Below are 22,671 nucleotides of genomic sequence, written 5' to 3' on the forward strand. Positions count from 1 at the left end.
CGTATGAACCTCGCGTAGAGGTCAATACGCCTTGGGAATAGGTTTACCGAGTCATACTTGGCCTAACAAGGACTTCATTTAAGCTTATGATATCTTCGATGGTTTTCCTGTCATAAGTTGTCATGGTTATTTTTACACAGCAATTACCATATTTTACTATTTCACCATTCATTATGTGCTCATATGACTTTAGCGTGATAGGTTTCATCAGTAAGTTATTTTTTTGGTAAAGTTCAACGTTTACCAAGCCACTTCCTAGTGCACCTAAATCGTAACTAGTTAACACTAAGGTGCTATTTTTATTGACTTCATATATAGATTTGTATTTTTCGCCGTATTTTAAAAATGTTGATACATGATAAGAAGCTAATACAAAGCCTACTATGATTAATAATAGTTTCACTTTGAGTTCAGCCAATAAAGAACCGCATAGCAGTATTGAAAACAGCAGTAAATTTAATGTTGCATCAAATATTTTATAGTTCTCAAAGCTGTAGAAATATAAATGGTAATCAAAATATGTGGACAGTAATTTATATAAAATAACTGAGCTAATTAATGCTATTCCTGACAGTCTTTTCATGGCTGTTATTCTTCGCTTTCTTGTCTGGTGTTCGGTCTGTTTTATGGTTAATTCAGGCTTATCTTGTTCACACTGTCAATTGATCAGAACTTTCATTCTACAATGGCTCAAACATAGTGATTGATCCTTATAGCCATTAATGACCTGCTAAAAATTATCATCGATAAACCATCCGATTTGCCCAGATTTATGCTAAAGAATAGGCATGTTAATTAACCTTAAGTGAGCCTTTGTCAGCTTGCATTTTTATGGTGTAGGGTAAAACGACGGTATCAGAAACCACAGAAAACACCGTATCAAAAACAATAAGAGGGACCTTGTTAACTGAGCCACCTAAATTGACCGTTTTACTTGGCTCACCATATAAAAGGCAGAAGTTATACGAAACACCGCTATAGACTCTTGGTATCTCTTCACAATAACTTTTTTTGCCATTCTGCGAGATATTAAGATGATTTTGTGGGGGATCAATGGTTTTAATGGTTGCACATGAAAATGTACATAGCGCGACTAAAATGAGTGTGAATCCTTTCATAAACAAGTATTCCTTTCAATGATAATGACAGTGTTCGAATACTGATTATGCCCATTCAGCTTGAGTATCAGTATCAATGCACACACAACTAATTGATAACAATTGAACTTAGCAGAATACTCGCCACAATACTATTTTGCTTATTGCTATCGCTTTTTATTTCATATTGAGCGCTTACTGTCCGACTTTTCACAAGCCACATAATGGATGCTGTTGGCGTATTTGATATGTTAAATCGCTTTAGCCCCGCGGATCATCTCGAACTGTATTGGTGATGATCTGCGAGTAAGTAAATGCTTTAGTCGCTAATTAGCAATCTTGTGAGCCAAACTATCGGCAAATTATTTAATGATGCAATTTGTTATGCAGGATAGCGTACTTATGTTTTTTGGTTGATGCTCGAGGGTAGCTATCGTCATCTTCAATGGTTAGCTTAAGCGTTCCCTTTTTAGCGACGTTATCATGATTGTGGACTTGCCATAAAACAACATAATCAGTCGGCATAAGTGAGGGTATCTCAACAGAAAAGACCTTGCTTTCACCTTTCGGCACTTGAATGTTTAAATTGAGCCAGTAGCCGTCCATGTCGTTAAACGTTAGTGAATCTAATGTCACTATCTCATCAAATGACAGCTTTATTTTACTCGCCGGTGCCATAATAAACTCAACCGCCACAGCGCTATCATTGGACGTTAATTCGTTGGCCACAGCACTATTTGTGACCAACGCAGTAGATAAGAATAATCCTAAACCGTGGTAGATTTTCATCTCAACGCCTTACCATTTTATTCAATAGCGACCGCAAACCTGTGTAAGTTTATCGCTTGTTTGACACAAGATGCTTTAGTCCGATTGCTATTATTTCGGCTAACATAAGGTGCCGGTATGCACGATTGGCATGATCCAGTAACGACACGGATTATGTTTGCACACTAGCGCAAGGGCGCTCAATAATGCCTGCTGCTGATCAACTGGATGCATAATTTCAAATTTACAAAATTCTCGGTAACCTTCAACCTGTTCCTTAATATTAAAGTGGCTATGTTCGCGACTAAAACCACAAATATCACCTAGGCTAAAACCTGATAAGAAATCCAGCTCGATTAAAGTATCGACGATATCATCCTTGATATCATTTTGAGCGATCAGCACTAACAATTGCTCAGTGATCATTTACGTTTCTCCAGCCAGTAATAAAGAATTGGTAATAAATAAAGTGTTGTAATGGTTGATGTTAACAAGCCACCAATCACAACAATCGCTAACGGTTTTTGGATTTCAGCCCCAGGACCAGAAGCAAATACCAACGGCATTAAGCCAAACATTGCTGTCGTGGCAGTCATCAAGATGGGTCGTAAGCGCCTCGCGGCACCCTGTTCAACTCGTGCTAATAAACCACTGAATAGATGCTTGGTTTGCTCGTAATAACTCACCATCACGACACCATTAAGTACCGCGACGCCAAGCAGGGCGATAAACCCAACCGATGCCGGTACCGACAAATATTCGCCAGACAAATATAAGCTCACAATACCGCCCATCATGGCAAATGGCACGTTGGCGAGGATTAAACCGGCTTTCGCTAATGATCCAAAGGTAGTGAACAAAATCAGCGTGATTAACGCAATTGCAATGGGGATAACCAAGAGTAAATTATTAGTCGCACGTTGTTGGTTTTCAAACTCGCCACCAAAGCTGACACTGTATCCGCTAGGGAACTTAATATCGGCCGTGATTTTCGCGTTGAGCTCTTCAACAAAGCTGACGATATCGCGCCCTTGAACGTTAGTGGTGATCACCGAGAAACGGTCACCTTGCTCACGTTCAATTAAGATAGGTCCTTCTTTATAGCTTAACTTAGCCACATCGGTTAAACGCTTTAAGGAATGATCTGGCATCACCAATAACTGATTTTTCAGTTCATGAATGCTGCTTAAGCCACCTTGATTATTGGCTATCAGAACTGGAGTACGCTTTTTACCCTGTAGCACTTCGGTAACAATTACTCCTTCAAGCTGACTCTTTAAATAGCGAGCAAACTCCATGGTGCTCATGCCAAATCCACGTGCCATTTCATTGTCTAAGGTTAAGTTAATAAAAGGACTGCCTTCAATCATCGACATTTTGACATCGATACTGCCAGCCGTTGCACTAACAAGCTGTTCTATTTGCGCGGTTAATTGCCCTAGAGTATCGATATCGGTACCAAAAACCTTAATCGCTACATCACCAATACTGCCGGTGAGCATTTCCGAAACGCGCATTTGGATCGGCTGGGTAAAGTTAAAATTAACTCCAGGATACTTAAGCAACTCGCTGCGAATCGCCTCAATTAATTGCTCTTTAGTATCAAATCGCCACTCATCGCGTGGGGCCAGTTCTAAAAACACATCGGTTTCATTGAGGCCCATTGGATCTAAACCCATTTCATCCGCTCCGGTACGAGCAACCATCTGCTTAATTTCAGGAACCGCAGCAAGCAAGGTCTGCTGAATTTGCTTATCTATCGCAATAGAGGCAGCAAGCGAGATAGAGGGCGACTTTTCTAACTGTAAAATAATGTCACCTTCATCTAAGGTCGGCATAAAGGTTTTACCCACTAAGCTAAACAAGCCTAAACTGACAATGAGTAAGGCAAACGCGATGATCATAAAAGGCTTTTTATGGTTAAAAGTACTTTTAAGGCTGCGAAGATACGCGGCTTTTAATTTCTCGATGGCCTTAGGTTCTTGGGCAGACTTTTCATTCACCAGATAAGACGCCACCACAGGAATAACGGTGAGTGATAACACCAATGCAGACAACATGGCGAACACAATCGTCACGGCGACTGGAGTAAACAGTTTGCCCTCCAGCCCTGTAAGTGTCAGTAATGGCGAAAACACAATCATTACAATGACAGTGCCCGATACCACCGGAATTGCGACATCTTTCGTGGCGCGATAAATAAGGTGTAAACGGGGTAACCGTTGCTTAGTCGCAATCAGGTTGACCATGTTTTCAACCACCACCACGGAAGAGTCGACTAACATACCTATGGCGATCACTAATCCACCTAAGCTCATAAGGTTGGCGGAAAGATCGAATAAATCCATCATTAAAAAGGTCATTAATGCCGCAAGAGGCAAAGACAGTGACACCACCAAAGCGGCGCGGACGTTGCCTAGAAACAGTGCCAGTAGCACAATAACTAACAGCACAGCCTCAAACAATGCACTCGAAATGGTATCGATGGCGGTATTAATTAGGTTTGCGCGATCATAAAAGGTATTAATCACACTGCCTTCAGGTAATGTGGTGCTGATTTGATCAAGCTTTTCTTTAATACTACTGACCACTTTGGCCGTGTTAGCATTTTTAAGAGCAATAATTAACGCTTCAGCAGCTTCTTCACCGTCTTTGGTTACTGCGCCATAACGAGCTAAATGACCAATCTGAATATCTGCTAAGTCTCGAAGGCGGTATACCTTGGCATCATCAACCTTAATAACCAGTTGCTTTAGCTCATCAATATTATCAATTCGACCTTCAGCACGGACAATAATAGTATCAGTGCCGATAGTGAGTTTTCCGGCACCTTCATTGTGGTTATTATCAATAATGGCTTGTTGAAGTGAGGCAAAACTCACCCCAGCAGCGGCCATCGCAGACGGATTAGGATTAATGCTAAAACTCTTAGCATAACCGCCTAAAATATTGACATCGGCTACTCCAGCAACGGTGCGCAGGAGTGGACGAACCTCCCACTCCAGTAGCTGTCTGCGTTCCATTAGAGATAAATTAGGGTTTTCCAGAGTGAACATAAAAATCTCACTCAATGGTGTACTCATAGGTGCAACACCACCCGATACCCCCTCCGGAAAACTGTCCCACACTGCGGCAAGTCGCTCGCTCACTTGCTGTCTGGCCCAATAGATATCAGTTCCTTCAGTAAAGTCTAGGGTAATGTCGCTAATGGCATATTTGGTGGTTGAACGTAAAATAGCCTGATTAGGTATCCCCAATAATTCAGTTTCGATAGGCACGGTAATTTGTGCTTCGATTTCTTCAGGGGTCATACCTGGCGCTTTTAAAATGATCTTAACCTGAGTCGGTGAGATATCAGGAAAAGCATCTAGCGGAATAGCAAACCAAGCGCGAGCACCAGCGAGCATTAATATCAGCGCGACAATCAGAACAAATATGCGCTGAGTCAGCGAAAAACGGATGACGGAAGCGAGCATATTATTCGCCTCCTAAGCCAAGTAATATCCCTTTAACAGCCGCAACAGATTGAGATAATACTTGAATTTGGCTTAGGTCTTGATCGCTCGCAACAATATATTCATCAGAGGTCGAACCTAAAATATCGATACTGAGCGCCGATAATGTTTGCGCTGTTTGGATAAAGATTTGGCTCTCTTGTTGCCAGCTAAATACGCTATTTTTAGGTAACATATACACGGCTTTTTGATACTCGGGTATCACAGTGATTTGTTGGCCTAACAGTAAGTTACACTCTTGAGGTACCGGCTTTGACCATGCCGTTAAAAACACACCATCAGCAATAGCCGATACTTCATCTATCGAAATATGACACTGATTAATGTTTACTGCAGATAATGACGTTGATTGGCTCATGGGCACATTGACTTTAACCCTTATGCTGTCCGCAGGTACTAGCGAAAATAGCTGGGCTCCTGCGGTGTAAGGACTATTGAGATGATTCAGATTGACAATGCCTGCAACAGGGGCAATCACGACTAATGATTCTGTTTTGGCATCGATACTTTGCACCATCTCCATAAAATGCTGCATATGTTCATATTCAAGATGAGTGCTGAAATAATCTTGGCTGATCTCACGCCACTTTTCCGTGCTAATACTGCCACTTTCTAATAATGGTTTATTACGGTCGTAACGCTGCTTGGCTAGTTGATAAAGACTTTTAGCAGCCTCTATTTGAGCCAGAAAATGAAACACTTCAGGACCCGTCAACCTCACAATCGCTTGACCTTTGGTGACGATTTGCCCCTGACCGACTAAGAAAGTCACTTGTTGGATATTCTCAGGGGTCATAACCCAATAATCATTACCGGGTAAACGCTCAATTTGTGCTGGCAGTGAACTACCTTCATAACTGGCTACTTTTCGAGGCTGGATATAGCTCAATTCTAAGTTACCCAAATCTTCAAGCAATATCGACTCCGCGGACGCGATACTGGCTAATAAATAAAAAGGTACGCATAAAAGGCTAACGCCAAATTTGGCCATCATAATGAAATTCCTAAGGCTTGCAGTTGCTGAGAATGAAGTTGTTGCTGAGTGACTTGGTTAAGCGCTAATTGCGATTCAGTATCAAGCGCGTCCATATAGCGACGCAGCCAGATTTCATAGCCAATTTGATTGTGATCTTTCACTTTGGCCAAATGTTCGGTGATGGTTCTGCTTAAAGACAGTCCGCGCTGCAGTAACGCCTGTTGTTGGCGAAGACTTTGCTGTTGCATAGCCAGTTTTTCTGTTTGGGTCTTTAATTCAAGATAGATGCGTTCACTGTTTAGGTTTTGTTCTTGATAATCTTTTTGCCAAATAGACAGATCACTTTGTGATAGTGCCGAGCCAAAACTCAGCGGTACGCTAATCCCTAGGCCTAAATGTTGGTCATTAAATTGATCGCCAGCGGTTTCTTTTGCCGTTAACGACACAGTCCAAGGATCTTGCTCTCCCGCTTGCTGACTTTTGATCATTAACAATTGTTGCTGCTGTTGCAGTGATTGCAAGCGCCACAATGGATGCTGCATTAAGGCCGTGTTAACCGTATCAGGGGTAGCTGAGTCAGGAACAGACACGGGATACGGTTGTTCTTCTATTTGCTCAGGCATTTCATTTCGGCCTGTTAACGAACGAAAAAGGGATAGTGCATCAGCTTGTTGCTGCTTAAGATCAATTTGGGCTAGATCAATGTCAACGCGCTCACGTTCTAACAATAATAAATTCACTAAAGGTAACTCTCCAGCATCGGAAAGTTGTTTTTGTTGAGTGTGTAATTTTTCGAGTAAGGTGGCTTTGCGATTGAGCTGGCTAAGTTTGACCGATGCGATGCGATGCTCCCACATGCTTTGCCTGAGCAAACCAGATAAGTACAGTCTTTGTAATGCGACCTGCTGACCTTGTAAGTCTTGGGTCAATTGTCTCAGCTGTTTATCACTAGAGTGCAAACTGAATGATTTGATAGGTAGGTTAAGCGATACTTCTTGCTCATAAATGTTACTATTATCAAGGTCGCTAAGGTAACTTAAGTTAATACTGGGTAAGCCGGACAACCAAGTTGAACTGCTTAATTCCACCCCGCGGACATCATTGGTTGACATCTTGTTAGCTTGTGTCGCTTTTAACCTATCTTGGCTGATTTGCAACAGCTGTGGCAGTTGGTTATTAGGCGTTGCATAGCTGTAAGTACCACAACTTATAAACGCGATGAGAAGACATATCTTGATACTAAACTTAACAGCAGACATAAGTGATTTCTGTAACCCAAAATGTATAATCATAATATTCATGTTGGTGTTACATCGCATGGGTAGCATGTATCATAAACCCCCTTATGGTACATATGTACCACAGCGTAAGATTTTGATTTAATTTATTAAATTATCTTGTGTTATTTTTGGGGTTATTTTTTATTATTGCTTTGCGTCAGGATTGTTACCATGAAAAAAGATGTTTTTATTATTATATTATTGCTGTTGATAACGTTATTTAAACTTTTTGACATCTTTGCTGACTTGCAACTCAACCTCCCAACTTGGCATATTGCACAAGAGGGGATCTTAGTATTGCTTACCATATTGGGCAGTATTTATTTAGGTTTCGATCTGATACGCAGCTCTCGCCAGGTAAAAGCCCTCAGGAGCAAACTCGTAAAAGCAGATAAGCAGATTAATAATATGTCGAGCCAAATGCATGCTGCCAGACAAGAATACAGCCTAACAATTGCAGCACAATTTACTGCTTGGGGATTTACCAAAAGTGAACAACAAGTGGCACTTTTACTGTTAAAAGGCCTCAGTTTCAAAGAAATTGCCGAAGTACGTTTAACCAAAGAAAAAACCGTTCGCCAACAAGCATCAACCATTTATAGTAAAGCACAAGTCGATGGTCGCCATACTTTGTGCGCATGGTTTATGGAAGATTTTATTCAGGAATAAAGTCGCAATAAAACGCTAGTGACAATTATTAGCAACTATTTTTAGAGTATGGATTACAGCTCAACACCCATTATGGGTTTTAAGCTGTATTGATAATCGTTGATAACGTATTTCAGTTTAATATCATATTATTGAAATCAACATCTTAATGCTCAATATAATCAGCAGAACCGCAAATACTTTCTTTAACAGTGACACGGGTAACTTGTGGGCCAGTAGTGCACCATAGGGTGCGGTTATAAAACTGGTTACTGAAATTAATACCACCGCAGGCAGATATACATAACCTAAGATATAGTCATTTACTGACGAAAAACTCCAACCATTAATCAAATACCCAATAGTACCTGTAATAGAAATGGGGAGCCCGATAGCTGCAGATGTACCAATGGCCTTCTTAATGTCAATGTTCTGCCATGTTAGGTAGGGGACGGTTAGAGAGCCACCACCAATCGAGACTAATGCTGATATAGATCCTATACCTAAACCCGCTGAAAATAAGCCTGCAGGCCCTGATAACTGCCTTGACGGTTTTGGTTTTTTATTTAAAAACATCTGCGTCGATACAAATGCCATAAATAATGCAAAAAAGATCCCCAGATATAACGAACTTAAATATGAGGCTAAAAATGTTGCAGTAAATGTACCTAAAATAATGCCTAAAACCATACCTTTAACAGCCAACCATACAACCGCACCTTTTGCATTATGAGATCGGAAACTGGAAAAAGAAGTGATCACCATGCAAGCCATTGAAGTTCCCAACGCCAAATGCACTACATGATCGATAGCGATACCGTGCAATAGGAATATAGAGGTTAATGTCGGGACTAAAATCCCACCACCACCGATACCTAATAACCCAGCCATAAAACCGACAAAGGAGCCTAATAATAAAAATAGTAAAATCCACTCAGGTTGTAACATCTTCACTCCATATTCAATATTCAATATTTTTATAAAATCATCGATATAGTCTTAGTATATTGATCAGTTTGTGTGGCGAAAATAACCTTTGGGCTTTGGCGCTTTAATGCGTGGTGAGCAAGGTACTCTGCATATAATCTAGAACAAAACGATGGCGTTTATCGCTGGCAATTCAAAAAGTTATTTCAGTTGTGCAGCGTGGTAGTTGTGGTTAGGTGATTCATCATTAAATTCATAAATGAGTTGTCATTGCTTATGATAAACACCACGAAGTAGGTTGCAGTTAGGCACACTAGGCTATGGTTTGGCATAGGTGATTTTATTGATGTACCAGATTTTATCGCCTTGGGGAGTACTGACCACGGCTTCATCGTCGACTTGTTTTTTGAGTAAGGCGCGCGCCATTGGTGAGTCGATGGAGATGTAATCTTTGCGTTCGTCATAAATTTCTTCTGGACCGACAATTTTAAACGTTTTGATATCACCGGCATCGTTTTCGATTTCGACAATGGCGCCAAAAAACACTTTGCCTTCTTGCTCTGGGGCGTAATAGACGATTTTGAGCTCAGGCAGCAGCTTACGTAAATAGCGCACTCTACGGTCAATTTGCCTTAATAAACGCTTATTGAAAGTGTAATCTGCGTTCTCTGAGCGATCGCCAAGACTTGCCGCCCAGGTGACAATTTTCGTCACTTCAGGACGTTGTTCTTTCCACAAGTAATCGTGCTCAATTCTGAGTTTGTTATAGCCTTCTAAAGTGATTAGCTTTGTTTTCACGCTGGGTACTCTTCTATGTGGTCGATTAACTGTGCCATGTTGTCTGTTGTTAAAAAATTTACAACTAAGAAGCCGCAATATTTATCTGTGTGTTTTAGCACTTCAGGCCTGATGATGCATTCTTTTTATTGATTATCTTAAAAGCCTTTCGTACTAGCAGCGAACTGATGGTCTTTATGGTATCTTTGGCATAATTTTATTTTAAACCATGTCGAATTCGATTGATTATGCATAATATTGCCCAGATTATCGCTCAAGAACTTAATGTCCGTGAACAACAGGTCACAGCGACCATTGCGCTATTAGATGATGGTGCAACAGTGCCGTTTGTGGCGCGTTATCGTAAAGAAGCAACCGGTGGTTTAGATGACACCCAGTTGCGTAACTTGTTTTCTCGCTTAGGGTATTTACGTGAGTTACACGATCGCCGTGAAGTGATTTTGTCGAGTATTGGCGCTCAAGGGAAATTAACTCCAGCGTTAACTCAAGCGATTAATGACGCCGACAGTAAAACCCGTCTTGAAGATTTATACCTACCATTCAAGCCAAAGCGGCGCACCAAGGGCCAAATTGCTATCGAAGCAGGTATTGAGCCGCTGGTCGATGCTGTGTTGGCTGATCGCCAATTAGATCTAGATAGCAAAGCCAGTGAATTTATTAATCCTGCAGCCGGTTTTGCCGACATTAAAGCTGTGCTGGATGGTGCACGGTTTATTTTAATGGAACGCTTTGCCGAAGATGCAGAATTACTGCGTAAAGTTCGCCAGCATTTAAGTCAGCAAGCCGTTCTTGAAAGCCGCATGGTAAAAGGCAAAGAAAAAGAAGGCGCTAAATTCCGCGACTACTTCGAGCACAATGAGTTGATGAGCAAAATCCCATCACATCGTGCTTTAGCCATGTTACGCGGTCGTAATGAAGGCATGTTAAGCCTATCGATGAATGCCGATCCAGACACCCAAGCTGCTGAAGGCAGTTATTGTGAAGTGATTATTAGCGATCACTTTGGATTGCGTCTCAGCAACAGTAGTGTTGATGAATGGCTGAAAACAGTAGTGACCTCGACATGGCGGATTAAAGTTGCTCTGCAAATGGAAACTGAGTTTATTGCCAAGATGCGTGAGAGCGCAGAAGAAGAAGCTATTAAAGTGTTTGCCCGTAATCTGGGTGATTTATTGATGGCAGCACCTGCAGGTGCTAAAGCGACCATGGGGCTTGATCCTGGGATTCGTACGGGTGTGAAAGTAGCGATTGTAGACAACACAGGTAAGCTGGTGGCTCACACGACTATTTTCCCCCATGCACCACAGAACTTGTGGGACAAGTCAATTCGCACCCTAAGTAACTTAGTCGCAATGCACAAAGTGAGCATTATCGCGATTGGTAACGGTACTGGCTCACGTGAAACCGACAAGCTTACCGGCGAGTTAATTGCGGCCATGAAAGAGACGCATCCAACGCTGACTAAAGTGATTGTCAGTGAAGCGGGGGCATCTGTGTATTCGGCTTCTGAATTTGCTGCCAATGAATTTCCTAATCTTGATGTATCTATTCGTGGCGCTGTCTCTATTGCACGTCGCTTACAAGATCCGTTGGCCGAGCTGGTAAAAATTGAACCTAAAGCCATTGGCGTAGGGCAATATCAGCATGATGTTAGCCAAAGTCAGTTATCGCAGTCGCTGGACGCTGTGGTCGAAGATTGTGTGAATGCCGTGGGTGTTGATTTAAACATGGCATCGGCACCTTTATTGGCTCAAGTGGCTGGATTAACCAAAGCTCTAGCCAAAAACGTGGTTGATTTTCGTGATGCGAATGGCCAATTTACTAACCGTAAGCAACTATTGAGTGTGGCCCGTTTAGGGCCTAAAGCTTATGAGCAAGCGGCAGGTTTTTTACGTATTCGTAATGGCGATAATCCTCTGGATTCTTCATCTGTTCACCCCGAAGCCTACAGCTTGGTTGAGTCGATTGCTAACGCTAAGCAATTGCCGTTAACAGAACTGATCGGTAATAGTGATTTGTTAAAACAGATTAACGCTGCCGATTTTGTCACTGACGCATTTGGTATACCTACCATTAATGATATTTTGGCCGAACTAGACAAGCCTGGTCGCGATCCTCGCGGCGAGTTTAAAACCGCGACGTTTAAAGACGGTATCGAAGAGTTAAAGCATCTTAAAGTTGAGATGATTTTGGAAGGCGTGGTCACTAACGTGACTAATTTTGGTGCTTTTGTCGATGTGGGCGTACATCAAGATGGTTTAGTGCATATTTCATCGTTAACCGACAAATTTGTTAGTGATCCGCACACCATAGTTAAAGCGGGTGATGTGGTGAAAGTCAAAGTCATGGAAGTTGATATTGAGCGTCGTCGCATTGCATTAAGTATGCGTCTTGATGAAAAAATCGATACTGAAAAAGCGACCAGACAGTCACAACCTAAGCCACAAAATAGTCACCATAAAAAGTCAGCCGCGGCTAAGCCTTCAACTAATACCCAAACTGCGGGGCATAATAAACCTACTAATAAGCCAGTCAAAGTGCAGCAAAATGCTGCTATGGGCAATGCGTTTGCTGACGCTTTTGCTAAACTTAAAAAATAGTCTATTAACGTCCAGACTCCACACTTTATATTAATAGAATGTTAATTATTAAAACCCTTTCATCTTAGATGTTAGGGTTTTTTGCTTATTAGGCCATATTATTGAAACTGAATTAACAAAACAGCAATAATTCAGTTTATATTAAGTGAATCTTAAGTTTCAGAGTGGAATATCGCCACCAATTAAGTTAATAGTGAGTGGCAACATTGAAATTACTAACGCAAACACTATCTCGTATTACCCAGAAAAGTTTCAGTTATGAGGCAATGATCTTCATCATTGCTATTTATTTTGGGTTTGTGCTGAATATTCCGTTAATACGTAAAATTTATGAGTTATCCACAGAGGGGCATGTACTTTTTTCTCTGTCGCCAGCCATTTTACTGACCGGCTGTTTTATGCTGATATTCAGCTTCTTTGCGTATAGATTTGTGTTTAAACCCGTGATGATTGTATTGCTTCTGACGTCATCTGCGGCAATGTACGCCATGCTAAAATATAACGTCATGTTTGATTACGGCATGATTGAAAATATTTTCGAGACCAATTCAGGCGAAGCATTGTCATATGTCAGTCTCCCTTCCGTTGGCTATGTGTTGCTGCTAGGCATTTTGCCATCTATTTTGCTTTATCGCGCTAAATTAACCAGTGGCCCATCATTCGTTAAAGCCATCTTGCGGCGTGTTGGATTTACGCTAGTGAGCTTGGCAATAATCGGAGTTATGGTGCTGTTTTTCTACAAAGATTACGCATCGGTAGGGCGTAATAATAAATATCTTAATAAGATGATTATTCCGGCACATATTTTTAATACAGTTAAGTATTTAAATAACCGTTATTTTACTGAAAAATTAACCTTTAATCCTATTGGTCAAGATGCACACTTGCTGGCTAACAGTAATAACAAGCCGACGTTGATGGTCTTAGTTGTTGGTGAAACAGCCCGCGCGCAAAATATGGCTTATAACGGTTATCAACGTGATACCAATCCTTACACCCAAAATTTAGGGATTATTGCGCTGCAAAATGCGTTTTCTTGCGGGACTGCAACTGCCTACTCTTTACCTTGTATGTTTTCACGGTTGACTCACGATAATTACAACCGTGAAGCTGCTGATGCGCAAAATAATGTCCTAGATGTGATAAAGAATGCCGGTGTTGAAGTCACTTGGTTTGATAGTGATGGCGGTGATAAAGAAGTCGCAGCCCGCTTGACCAAGATTGATATTGCGCCTAACGATGATCCTATATTATGTGATGGTTCAAGTTGTTATGACCAAGTGTTAGTCAATAAGCTTAGTGCTAAGTTGAAGCAAGATGTTGAAAACCAAACTTCTTCAGGCAAAAACAGCTTAAATAATCAGATGATTGCTTTGCATACTATGGGGAGCCACGGCCCGACCTATTGGAAGCGATACCCTGAAAATATGCAGCGATTTTCACCAGCATGCAGTCGCAGTGATATTGAAAACTGTACTGATGAGGAGATCGTCAATGTATATGACAATACCCTAGCATATACCGACTATATATTAGCCGAAACCATTAAAGTACTGCAGCAATACCAAGATAAATATAATGTCAGCTTAGTGTATCTTTCTGATCATGGAGAGTCTCTGGGTGAAAACGGCATGTATTTACATGGCACACCTTATGCCTTTGCACCTAAGGAGCAAACTCATATTCCTTGGTTTATGTGGTTGCCACAAGACTACACTCAAGCGAAAGGAATGGATCGTCAGTGTTTGGTTAATTTAGCTCAAACAGGGACTTTTTCCCATGACAATTTGTTCCACTCATTACTAGGGCTTTATGGGGTTGCAACTTCGGTACATGATCCAAAGTTAGACATCACCACAGCGTGTAAAACTAATTAAAGTGGCCGAATAAATGACCTCATCAATTTCAAATTCATCTTCTAGCCAGCGCAATGACGAGAGCATCAACATGGAAAAAATAGTGGTTAAACGTACCGGTATAATGCGTTTACTTTATACCTGTAAAAATACCTTTAATGGCTTAAAGTGGATGTGTCGCAATGAAGCAGCATTCCAACAAGAGTTACTGCTGTTTATCCCATTAACGATATTTGCTTGTATGGCCAATATTAGCGCACCACAATCGGCGATATTAGTGTTGGCATTATTGTTTGTGTTGTTTGCAGAGCTGGTTAACACCGCCATAGAGGTAGTGGTTGATCGTATTGGCTTAGAGTTTCATACCTTGTCCGGTTTAGCCAAAGATATTGCCTCGGCCTTTGTGTTTATTAGTATGTTAATGGCTGTCATTGTGTGGTGGGTTATTTTGTCGGCATAGCTGACTTAACCCTAGTTGCTAGCTTGTTATGCAAAATAGTTGCAATAAAGACTCATAATCGTTTTAGGTGATGGTTCTTTTGGCAACATCAATCTCGATGTGGATAAAGGCGTAATTATGATAAAGGACACTCAATGAAAGTGTTGTTAATTGAAGACTCAGAAGCCTTGCGTCGCGGCATTAGAGTTGGCTTAGATCATTTAGGTTATACCGTTGATGAAACCGGTGATGGTTCTGAGGGATTAAGCATGGCGCTGACTAACCAGTACGACTTTATTATTTTAGATTTAATGTTACCTAACGTCGATGGCATCAGTTTACTCAAAAGCATCCGTAAACTGGGTAATCAGGCTAAAGTCATTATTTTATCAGCTAAATCTCAAGCTGAAGATCGAGTCAATGGACTATTATCGGGGGCCGATGATTACCTAACTAAACCTTTTTCGTTTGACGAATTACAAGCCAGATTAATCACTCTTGGGCGACGGGGTGTACTTAATCAGCAAGTTAAATCGATTTGCATTGCTGACTTTGTTCTCGATACCAGTAATAAGTCTCTGCATGTAAACGGTCACTATATCGACCTGACTAAAAACGAATTTAAAATCGTTGAGTATTTATTTAACAACCCTAAGCAAGTGCTTAATCCTGAACAAATTAGCGAAGCCGTCGTAGGCTCTTTTAACCATTTGTCGAAAAATACTATTGAAGCGCATTTGTCGTCGGTGCGTAAAAAGGTCAAAGCCGTTGGATCAACGCTACCCATTAAAAATAAGCGCGGTTTTGGTTATTTTGTGGGTGAGCACGAATGAAATCGTTAACCACCAATTTAGCCAACACCATGACCTATGTGGTATCGGCTATTTTGATTTTAGTTTTTTTTGCTATTGATATCAGTATAGATAATTGGGTTGATGCTGAATTTGATAATGCCTTAACCGACAAGTCTAATTACCTAAAGACCTTAGTTAAAGTCACTCCAAAAGGTACTGAATTTGATTTTTCTGGCGAATTTATGCCTGAATTTGGTTCGTCCACTAAAGCGAGTTTCTTTCAATTATGGCAAGGCTCGAACGTATTCGAGCGCTCTGAATCGTTAACTCAATACAGCGATGCAAATTTACTCAAAAAAGACATACCACTTAACAGTGCGGTTTTTGCTGATGTCGTGTTGCCCGATGGGCGAGACGGTCGAGCAATGGTGTCCTACTTTGAGCCGCAAATTCCCAAAGCAAACCGCGCAATGATAAGCAAAGTCGAACCCATGTGGTTAACGATAGCCATTACAACGGAAGACTTAAGTCAAATTTCAGTGATTATTGATTCCACCTTAGGTATTGGTTTATTGCTGGTTATTGTGCTGATACGCTGGGCCGTCATTAAGGTTATTTATCGTGGTTTAACACCGCTGAACGAATTAAATATGTCTTTAAAAACGGTCAATGTTAATGAAAAACATATTCCGCTGTCTTCCGACTCTGAGCGCTATCTTGAGATTGAACCCATACGCACAGAGCTCAATAAGTTTGTCAAAATTAGCCAACAATACTTACAAACTGAAAAGCGTATTACTGCTGATATTGCCCATGAGCTGAAAACACCTATCAGTGAATTGATCAGTTTGAGTGAAATTTACATTCGTTATCCAGACGATGAGCGCATTGGGGGAAGTTACAAACAAGATGTACTTAGTATTAGCTTACGGATGAAAACGATAGTTAATAATTTATTATTATTGCAACAAGCCTCATCTGAAAGCATTAATCTGCACTGTCAACCTATCAATATTAATGATCTGATGAGCCGCGTTATCGATGAGCTGGCCTTTAAGTATTCAGCCATTCATGCTCGTTTAATGATTGATAATCGTGCTGCGGATAAAAATTATCTTATTGATGAGTTTTCTTTACATCTTATTTTAACCAATCTGTTTGATAATGCGCTGTACTACAGTCCAGCAAAATCAATGATTCCAATACGATTAACGTCAGATAGCCAAGGGTTAGTGATTAGTATTGAAAACCAATTACTCACTTGTATTAATGCCAATGATTTAGAACGACTCACGTTACCTTTATTTCAAGCGGAACAATCACGTTCAAATAGCGATCGCCATGGGTTAGGTTTAGCCATTGTGGAAAATGTTGCCAAATTGAACGGGTTTACATTTAGCTTTGAGTTAGTGTCGACAGATAAGATTATGTTTACTTTACATATTCCAGTAAAAGCTGACCGTGAGACATGATTATGTTAAGTCAGATCGCATTGAAGAGATAAACGATTGAGCTGAATCGTTAATAAAAGGTTAGTATAGCCGCCCTTATCAGTGAACTTTGATAATGAATCAGGGTCTTAGACTAAGATAGTTTTAGATCCAATGATCCCTGTCTTTATAATTTTTCATTAATATATTGATAAGTAAAAGAATAAAATATTTAATTTGATTGAATAGATCAAATTATTAAGGCCTTATTCATCAGCATAATACGGGTAAAGATACCAACATTAGTCTGTTGTAAATAACAATCATGTTACGTTTGGCTCGTCTTGTTGCATCTAAATTGCGCATGTAGCAAAAAATAACAAAATATCGGAGCAATAAATGGCTGTAAATTCCTTTAGGTATAACGCACGTTCTGCGCTGCCTTCTTCATCACAACATTCACGAAGCTTACTCCAAGCCATTATTATATTCAGTGTTATGTCACTTATTATCTTGAGCTTGAGTCGCCTAGGTTTGTCTTTGTGGCAGGCCGATCGCGTCAGTGATGCGCAAGGTTGGGGTTATATCTTTATTCAAGGTTTACGAGTTGATTTTGCTTCTATGTGTTGGTTATGGGGCATTGCAGCCTTAGGCACAGTCGTATTTTCAGGTGAGCATTTAGTTGGCCGAGTTTGGGTAACAATATTACGAGTGTGGCTAACGCTGGGCTTGTGGGTGATCATTTTCCTTGAAGCATCATCGCCGTCATTTATTGCCGAATATGGTTTTAGACCTAATCGCTTGTATGTTGAATATCTGGTGTATCCAAAAGAAGTATTATCGATGTTATGGGCAGGGCGTAAAGCCGAGCTTATTTTGTCGGCAGTGATCACCATTGCGACCTTATGGGGTGGCTGGTGGTTTACTGGTAAGCTTACGCAGAATATTCGTTATCCTAAATGGTACTGGCGTCCGGTGCTTGCTGTGATTGTGATTGCCGTGACTATATTAGGTGCGCGTTCATCGTTAGGGCATAGACCACTTAATCCCTCATTAGTGGCTTTTTCTGACGATCCTTTAGTTAATTCTCTGGTACTTAATTCATCTTTTTCATTAGTTTTTGCGATTAAACAAATGGGTAACGAAGAAGATGCATCGAAAGTGTATGGCAAGCTAGCTGACCAAAAAGTGATTGATATTGTGCGCCGTGAAAGTGGCAGGCCACTGAGTGCATTTACGTCATCCGCCATTCCAACCTTGTCGTTCAATCAAGCTAGTTATACTGGCAAACCAAAGAATCTAGTGATCATTTTACAAGAAAGTCTTGGTGCGCGTTTTGTCGGCAGTTTAGGTGGTTTACCGCTAACACCTAATATTGATGAGTTATCTCAACAAGGGTGGTTTTTTGAAAACCTATACGCTACAGGCACACGCTCGGTAAGAGGCATTGAGGCGGTGACAACTGGCTTTACGCCTACGCCAGCTCGTGCAGTGGTTAAGCTGGGTAAGAGTCAAACTGGCTTTTTTACCATTGCTGATTTATTAAAACAACATGGCTATACCACACAGTTTATTTATGGTGGAGAAAGTCACTTTGATAATATGCGCAGCTTCTTTTTAGGTAATGGTTTTACCGATATTGTTGATCAAGGTGATTATAAAGATCCTGCATTTGTCGCATCTTGGGGGGTGTCTGATGAGGACTTATTGTTCCGTGCTGATGAAGAGTTTTCACGCATGCACAAAGAGGGCAAACCATTCTTCAGTTTAGTGTTTAGCTCAAGTAATCATGATCCATATGAGTTCCCTGATGACCGTATTGAGCTGTATGAGCAACCACAATACACCATGCATAACGCGGTAAAATATGCCGACTATGCCGTGGGTGAGTTTTTCAAGAAAGCCAAAAAATCAGAATATTGGAAAGACACCATATTTTTGATTGTGGCCGATCATGACAGTCGTGTTGGCGGTGCTGCACTAATACCTGTTTCTCGTTTCCGTATCCCAGGGCTTATTTTAGGTGACGGAATTGCGGTGAAGCACGATCCACGGGTTGTGAGCCAAATTGATATGTCGCCGACGTTAGTTTCGTTACTGGGTATTTCAGATAGTTATCCAATGCTAGGCCGTGATTTAACCAAAGAACCTGATTCTTGGCCTGGCCGCGCGATGATGCAATATGATAAAAACTTTGGCTTATTAGAAGGGAATAAAATGACTATTTTACAACCTGAATTACCGCCTGAAAGTGTGACTTATGATTTTGCGACTGAAAAGCTAACGCCAACCAAATTAGATGATGCACAAGCAGAAGCGGCATTAGGTTGGGCGTTGTGGGGCAGTCTAGCCTATAACAAAATGTTGTATCGCTCGGAAAATACACAAGCAAAGCCGACGATCACTGATCTGGCTACTCCCGCAGTATCACGCTAAGATTTTTAACTGAGATTCAATATTTGGAGCGGATTGTTGTTGATAGAATTGACCAATCCGCTGACCAAATTGTTGGTATGCCGCACTTGATAAGCCAGAGTCTATAAACTGGCGTTGTTTGGGTTCTGCTGCTGCTTTAGGGTTATTTGGTTGGGTCTTTAACTGAATATCTTTACGTTGCAGCGCTGGAGTCTGACTAGCAATAATTCTGATGGTCTGAGGCCGAGCCATAGGTGAAGCGGGTATTTTAGACTCAACTGACTGTTGAGCGACATTTTGTTGTTGACGTTTAGTTTGTTCTTGCTGTTTTTTCTCTGCAACAATATACGCGTTAGCACGCTCATTTTGCGGATTTAATTGGCGTTCTTCATGGCCTTTGGTGGGTTCTTGTGGTGGAATAACCGGCGGTTTTTGTTGATTGTCCACACGAGCAAGATCCGTCGCAACATTTGAAGTTGCTAGCGGTATCTGCGGATAATGAGTGGTAATAATCATCTAGACCTTGTCCATAAGATGTGCTGGCTAAATTATAGTCAATATTTCACTAAGGCTAAAGTGTTATTAGGTTATTTTTGGCTGTATTTTATGATCCAGGGTAATAAATGGCTTAAAAATAGCTCTGGATGTGAAATAAAGGGCGCATGGGATGCTTTATGTAATACGACGTCTTCAATGCTGTCACTTTGCGGTAATGCGCTGATGATCTTTCTCGGTACCAAACTGTCTAACTTACCCCAAATTCGTAACCACGGCTGTTGTATTTGAGCCATTCTTGTACGCAAATCTACTTGCGCTAACATATCCAATCCTTGGGATAATCCTTGTTGTGTCGGCAATGGTTTGCTTAACACTAAGCTTTTTATTTGTTGGATATCCGCTTTGGGATTATCACTTCCCATGGCTTGAATCGCCAAAAATCGTTCAACGGTACGAGTTAAGTCACGGCTTAATTGGCTTGAAAATTGTGCCAATACATCTGGCTGGATACCAGGCCAAGTTGGATTAAGCTCATTTGCTTCCCGGCCCATAAAGCAGGGCGATGAGGCAATCGTCACTAATGCAGCTACAGACTCTGGATAATCAATGGCAATTTGACTCGCAATTAAGCCGCCTAATGACCAGCCAATCCAAATTGCCTGCTGTGGAAGTTGCGCTGCAAGTGCTTGTGACCATTGCGTTATGTCACCATCAATGTTGCCACTGAGGCCAAATCCCGGCAAATCCACATAATGCACTCTATACTGGTGCAAGGCGCTTTTTAACGGACTAAAGACTTGGTTATTCACGCCCCAACCGTGTAATAGCACTATGTCTTGGCCTTGTGAGCCTAGGGTATCAATATGCAATGCAGGAAAACTCACGGTTAACACCTCTTTTGAGTCTATTTAATGGAATGAATAGCCAATGCCGTCAATCAATAATTCAATCAACATCACCCACATATTACGTTTATGCGTCAAGCGCATTCAGCGTGCTAGGGTTATTTTACTAGGCAGTTTACCCAACCGTTGCTTGCTGTGCCAGCAAAGGATAGATCAAATGGATTATGAACAATTGTTTGCTAATCAAGTGCTCACTGGTGTATGCCAGGTGTGTTTAGCGGCAAGTTTGTACCAACATGAAGTGTGTTTAGGTTGTGGCCGTGAAATCGCACTGTTGCAAGCATATTGTGGTAAATGCCTTAAACATACGCCCAATGTTGTAGTGGCACCTTGCAGTTATCATCAAGGATTAGGCCCTCTGATTGCCGCGATAAAATACCAACAACAATGTGCACCGCTTAACGCGATAACTCAGCAATTAGCTTGTCGAATTGCCTTACTGATTAAACATGGCATCATTAGGCGACCACAGGTGTTGATCCCTGTGCCTTTGCATCCAAATCGTTTACGACAGCGAGGCTTTAACCAAGCTTGGTTAATTGCGAAACAACTTAGCCGATTAACGGGTATTCCCCTAGACGACAGTTGCTTAACTCGGGTGGTTGATACTGCGCCGCAAACAGGCTTAGCGGGTAAACAGCGGCGCAAGAACTGCCATGGCGCATTCCAGTTACAAGCGGAGATTCCTTATCAGCGTGTTGCGTTAATTGATGATGTGGTGACAACCGGTACAACCGTAGATGAAATAAGCCGATTATTAAGTGCACAATTTGTTCATGTACAAACATGGTGCCTTGCGCGGGCTGAGGCTCCGGGATTATTAGATTAGCTCGATTGTAGGTTAGATTAATTCGACTTGAGTAATAACAATATTTTTTATAAATAAAAACAATTGGCTAATACCTGCTGCAAGCCCTGTTACAGTGCGTTTTGCATTTTTTGTAAGCTTAAAAAACGTTGAACTAGATCATTTTTTTACGATCAAATCTCATGGACACTACAAAGCTAATGCAACACAGAGTATCATAGGTCTAATTCTTACTAATTTACTCAGGTACTCCCTGACGGAGCAGGTTTTTATGATCACCATTTCCGATACAGCTCAGGCCCATTTCGTCAAACTATTGGCCGATCAACCTGAAGGCACTCACATTCGTGTGTTTGTTATCAGTCCTGGTACTGCACAAGCAGAGTGTGGTGTGTCTTATTGTCCACCAGATGCTGCTGAAGCTGATGATGTTGAACTGCCTTTTAATGGCTTTAGCGCCATGGTTGATGAAAAAAGCGCGCCATTTTTAGATGATGCTAGCATTGATTTCGTAACTGATCAGCTTGGTTCGCAGTTAACGTTAAAAGCACCTAACGCTAAAATGCGTAAAGTTTCTGGCGATGCACCTCTTGTTGAACGTATTGAATACGTTATTCAGTCAGAAATTAATCCACAACTTGCCAGCCATGGCGGTAACATCATGCTGGTAGAAATTACCGACGCGGGTGTTGCAGTATTGCAGTTTGGTGGTGGGTGTAACGGTTGTTCTCAAGTTGATATCACTTTAAAAGATGGTATCGAGAAGCAGTTACTAGACATGTTCCCTACAGAATTGACTGGGGTGCGTGACGTGACAGAACACCAACACGGTGATCATTCTTACGCGTAAGCATAACGAATTGCACACTACAAAAAACGCGACCTCACAGGTCGCGTTTTCGTTTGTTACACTGATA

Annotated in this window: 20 protein-coding genes; 9 read left to right on the top strand and 11 right to left on the bottom strand. The window is 41.2% G+C overall.

What is annotated here, in order from left to right; translation table 11 throughout:
* Window positions 1–43 precede the first annotated feature (43 nt).
* The 7 genes from H5123_RS08350 to H5123_RS08380 all read right to left on the bottom strand — a co-directional run bounded on the left by H5123_RS08350 (window position 44) and on the right by H5123_RS08380 (window position 7,615).
* Entirely contained in the window at window positions 44–583 is a 540-nt protein-coding gene (locus H5123_RS08350) for a hypothetical protein (RefSeq protein ID WP_182697669.1), read from the bottom strand.
* A gap of 208 nt (window positions 584–791) precedes the next feature.
* The gene (locus H5123_RS08355; protein WP_124018243.1) at window positions 792–1,118 is read right to left on the bottom strand and encodes a YceK/YidQ family lipoprotein; all 327 of its coding nucleotides are present in this window, start codon (window positions 1,116–1,118) and stop codon (window positions 792–794) included.
* A 345-nt stretch (window positions 1,119–1,463) separates the two neighbouring features.
* Window positions 1,464–1,886 carry a copper resistance protein CopC gene (locus H5123_RS08360; protein ID WP_182697670.1) on the bottom strand — a complete coding sequence of 141 codons (423 nt, stop codon included), beginning with the start codon at window positions 1,884–1,886 and terminating at the stop codon, window positions 1,464–1,466.
* 99 nt (window positions 1,887–1,985) lie between these two features.
* Window positions 1,986–2,291 (bottom strand): DUF3240 family protein, encoded by a 306-nt coding sequence (locus H5123_RS08365; protein ID WP_182697671.1) that lies wholly within the window; start codon window positions 2,289–2,291, stop codon window positions 1,986–1,988.
* Complete coding sequence (locus tag H5123_RS08370) at window positions 2,288–5,341, bottom strand: efflux RND transporter permease subunit (RefSeq protein ID WP_182697672.1); 3,054 nt, start codon at window positions 5,339–5,341, stop codon at window positions 2,288–2,290. The genes H5123_RS08365 and H5123_RS08370 overlap by 4 nt, the downstream gene beginning before the upstream one ends.
* A gap of 1 nt (window position 5,342) precedes the next feature.
* Complete coding sequence (locus tag H5123_RS08375) at window positions 5,343–6,374, bottom strand: membrane fusion-like protein (protein ID WP_182697673.1); 1,032 nt, start codon at window positions 6,372–6,374, stop codon at window positions 5,343–5,345.
* The gene (locus tag H5123_RS08380; protein ID WP_182697674.1) at window positions 6,371–7,615 is read right to left on the bottom strand and encodes a metal transporter; all 1,245 of its coding nucleotides are present in this window, start codon (window positions 7,613–7,615) and stop codon (window positions 6,371–6,373) included. The genes H5123_RS08375 and H5123_RS08380 overlap by 4 nt, the downstream gene beginning before the upstream one ends.
* A gap of 192 nt (window positions 7,616–7,807) precedes the next feature.
* Here H5123_RS08380 and H5123_RS08385 point away from each other — a divergent pair, with 192 nt between their 5' ends.
* Window positions 7,808–8,305, top strand: a complete 498-nt coding sequence (locus H5123_RS08385) for a LuxR C-terminal-related transcriptional regulator (protein ID WP_124018249.1) — start codon at window positions 7,808–7,810, stop codon at window positions 8,303–8,305.
* 123 nt (window positions 8,306–8,428) lie between these two features.
* Here H5123_RS08385 and H5123_RS08390 read toward each other — a convergent pair whose 3' ends face one another.
* Window positions 8,429–9,232, bottom strand: a complete 804-nt coding sequence (locus H5123_RS08390) for a sulfite exporter TauE/SafE family protein (RefSeq protein WP_182697675.1) — start codon at window positions 9,230–9,232, stop codon at window positions 8,429–8,431.
* A gap of 297 nt (window positions 9,233–9,529) precedes the next feature.
* Entirely contained in the window at window positions 9,530–10,009 is a 480-nt protein-coding gene (greB, locus tag H5123_RS08395) for a transcription elongation factor GreB (protein ID WP_124018251.1), read from the bottom strand.
* A 227-nt stretch (window positions 10,010–10,236) separates the two neighbouring features.
* Here greB and H5123_RS08400 point away from each other — a divergent pair, with 227 nt between their 5' ends.
* From H5123_RS08400 to H5123_RS08425, 6 genes are all read left to right on the top strand, one after another.
* Window positions 10,237–12,609, top strand: a complete 2,373-nt coding sequence (locus tag H5123_RS08400; RefSeq protein WP_182697676.1) for a Tex family protein — start codon at window positions 10,237–10,239, stop codon at window positions 12,607–12,609.
* Between the two features lie 206 nt (window positions 12,610–12,815).
* Entirely contained in the window at window positions 12,816–14,486 is a 1,671-nt protein-coding gene (locus tag H5123_RS08405; protein WP_259395616.1) for a phosphoethanolamine transferase, read from the top strand.
* 70 nt (window positions 14,487–14,556) lie between these two features.
* Window positions 14,557–14,925 carry a diacylglycerol kinase gene (locus H5123_RS08410; protein ID WP_124018281.1) on the top strand — a complete coding sequence of 123 codons (369 nt, stop codon included), beginning with the start codon at window positions 14,557–14,559 and terminating at the stop codon, window positions 14,923–14,925.
* 134 nt (window positions 14,926–15,059) lie between these two features.
* Window positions 15,060–15,737 (top strand): response regulator transcription factor, encoded by a 678-nt coding sequence (locus H5123_RS08415; protein ID WP_124018253.1) that lies wholly within the window; start codon window positions 15,060–15,062, stop codon window positions 15,735–15,737.
* Window positions 15,734–17,170: a sensor histidine kinase KdpD gene (locus H5123_RS08420; RefSeq protein ID WP_182697677.1), complete on the top strand. Its 1,437-nt coding sequence runs from the start codon at window positions 15,734–15,736 to the stop codon at window positions 17,168–17,170. Before H5123_RS08415 ends, H5123_RS08420 begins: the two co-directional genes overlap by 4 nt.
* A gap of 456 nt (window positions 17,171–17,626) precedes the next feature.
* Window positions 17,627–19,564: an LTA synthase family protein gene (locus H5123_RS08425; protein ID WP_243641000.1), complete on the top strand. Its 1,938-nt coding sequence runs from the start codon at window positions 17,627–17,629 to the stop codon at window positions 19,562–19,564.
* Here the strand turns inward: H5123_RS08425 and H5123_RS08430 are convergent.
* Together H5123_RS08430 and bioH are read right to left on the bottom strand one after the other, a co-directional pair.
* Window positions 19,556–20,059 carry a hypothetical protein gene (locus H5123_RS08430; protein WP_182697678.1) on the bottom strand — a complete coding sequence of 168 codons (504 nt, stop codon included), beginning with the start codon at window positions 20,057–20,059 and terminating at the stop codon, window positions 19,556–19,558. The genes H5123_RS08425 and H5123_RS08430 overlap by 9 nt on opposite strands.
* Window positions 20,060–20,130: 71 nt before the next feature.
* Window positions 20,131–20,925 carry a pimeloyl-ACP methyl ester esterase BioH gene (gene bioH / locus H5123_RS08435; RefSeq protein ID WP_182697679.1) on the bottom strand — a complete coding sequence of 265 codons (795 nt, stop codon included), beginning with the start codon at window positions 20,923–20,925 and terminating at the stop codon, window positions 20,131–20,133.
* Between the two features lie 43 nt (window positions 20,926–20,968).
* On the opposite strand from bioH, the gene H5123_RS08440 reads away from it, so the two are divergent.
* Window positions 20,969–21,775, top strand: coding sequence for a ComF family protein (locus H5123_RS08440; RefSeq protein WP_182697680.1), 807 nt, complete (start codon window positions 20,969–20,971; stop codon window positions 21,773–21,775).
* 250 nt (window positions 21,776–22,025) lie between these two features.
* The gene (nfuA, locus tag H5123_RS08445) at window positions 22,026–22,604 is read left to right on the top strand and encodes a Fe-S biogenesis protein NfuA (protein WP_124018258.1); all 579 of its coding nucleotides are present in this window, start codon (window positions 22,026–22,028) and stop codon (window positions 22,602–22,604) included.
* Window positions 22,605–22,671: the final 67 nt, after the last annotated feature.

Origin of the sequence: Shewanella sp. SR43-4 (genome assembly GCF_014163845.1) — a bacterium.
GTDB lineage: Bacteria > Pseudomonadota > Gammaproteobacteria > Enterobacterales > Shewanellaceae > Shewanella > Shewanella vesiculosa.

Coding starts and splice junctions, on each gene's coding strand:
- H5123_RS08350 (WP_182697669.1), bottom strand. CDS start 583: ATGAAAAGACTGTCAGGAATAGCATTAATTAGCTCAGTTATTTTATAT.
- H5123_RS08355 (WP_124018243.1), bottom strand. CDS start 1,118: ATGAAAGGATTCACACTCATTTTAGTCGCGCTATGTACATTTTCATGT.
- H5123_RS08360 (WP_182697670.1), bottom strand. CDS start 1,886: ATGAAAATCTACCACGGTTTAGGATTATTCTTATCTACTGCGTTGGTC.
- H5123_RS08365 (WP_182697671.1), bottom strand. CDS start 2,291: ATGATCACTGAGCAATTGTTAGTGCTGATCGCTCAAAATGATATCAAG.
- H5123_RS08370 (WP_182697672.1), bottom strand. CDS start 5,341: ATGCTCGCTTCCGTCATCCGTTTTTCGCTGACTCAGCGCATATTTGTT.
- H5123_RS08375 (WP_182697673.1), bottom strand. CDS start 6,374: ATGATGGCCAAATTTGGCGTTAGCCTTTTATGCGTACCTTTTTATTTA.
- H5123_RS08380 (WP_182697674.1), bottom strand. CDS start 7,615: ATGTCTGCTGTTAAGTTTAGTATCAAGATATGTCTTCTCATCGCGTTT.
- H5123_RS08385 (WP_124018249.1), top strand. CDS start 7,808: ATGAAAAAAGATGTTTTTATTATTATATTATTGCTGTTGATAACGTTA.
- H5123_RS08390 (WP_182697675.1), bottom strand. CDS start 9,232: ATGTTACAACCTGAGTGGATTTTACTATTTTTATTATTAGGCTCCTTT.
- H5123_RS08400 (WP_182697676.1), top strand. CDS start 10,237: ATGCATAATATTGCCCAGATTATCGCTCAAGAACTTAATGTCCGTGAA.
- H5123_RS08410 (WP_124018281.1), top strand. CDS start 14,557: ATGGAAAAAATAGTGGTTAAACGTACCGGTATAATGCGTTTACTTTAT.
- H5123_RS08415 (WP_124018253.1), top strand. CDS start 15,060: ATGAAAGTGTTGTTAATTGAAGACTCAGAAGCCTTGCGTCGCGGCATT.
- H5123_RS08420 (WP_182697677.1), top strand. CDS start 15,734: ATGAAATCGTTAACCACCAATTTAGCCAACACCATGACCTATGTGGTA.
- H5123_RS08425 (WP_243641000.1), top strand. CDS start 17,627: ATGTCACTTATTATCTTGAGCTTGAGTCGCCTAGGTTTGTCTTTGTGG.
- H5123_RS08430 (WP_182697678.1), bottom strand. CDS start 20,059: ATGATTATTACCACTCATTATCCGCAGATACCGCTAGCAACTTCAAAT.
- H5123_RS08440 (WP_182697680.1), top strand. CDS start 20,969: ATGCCGTCAATCAATAATTCAATCAACATCACCCACATATTACGTTTA.
- nfuA (WP_124018258.1), top strand. CDS start 22,026: ATGATCACCATTTCCGATACAGCTCAGGCCCATTTCGTCAAACTATTG.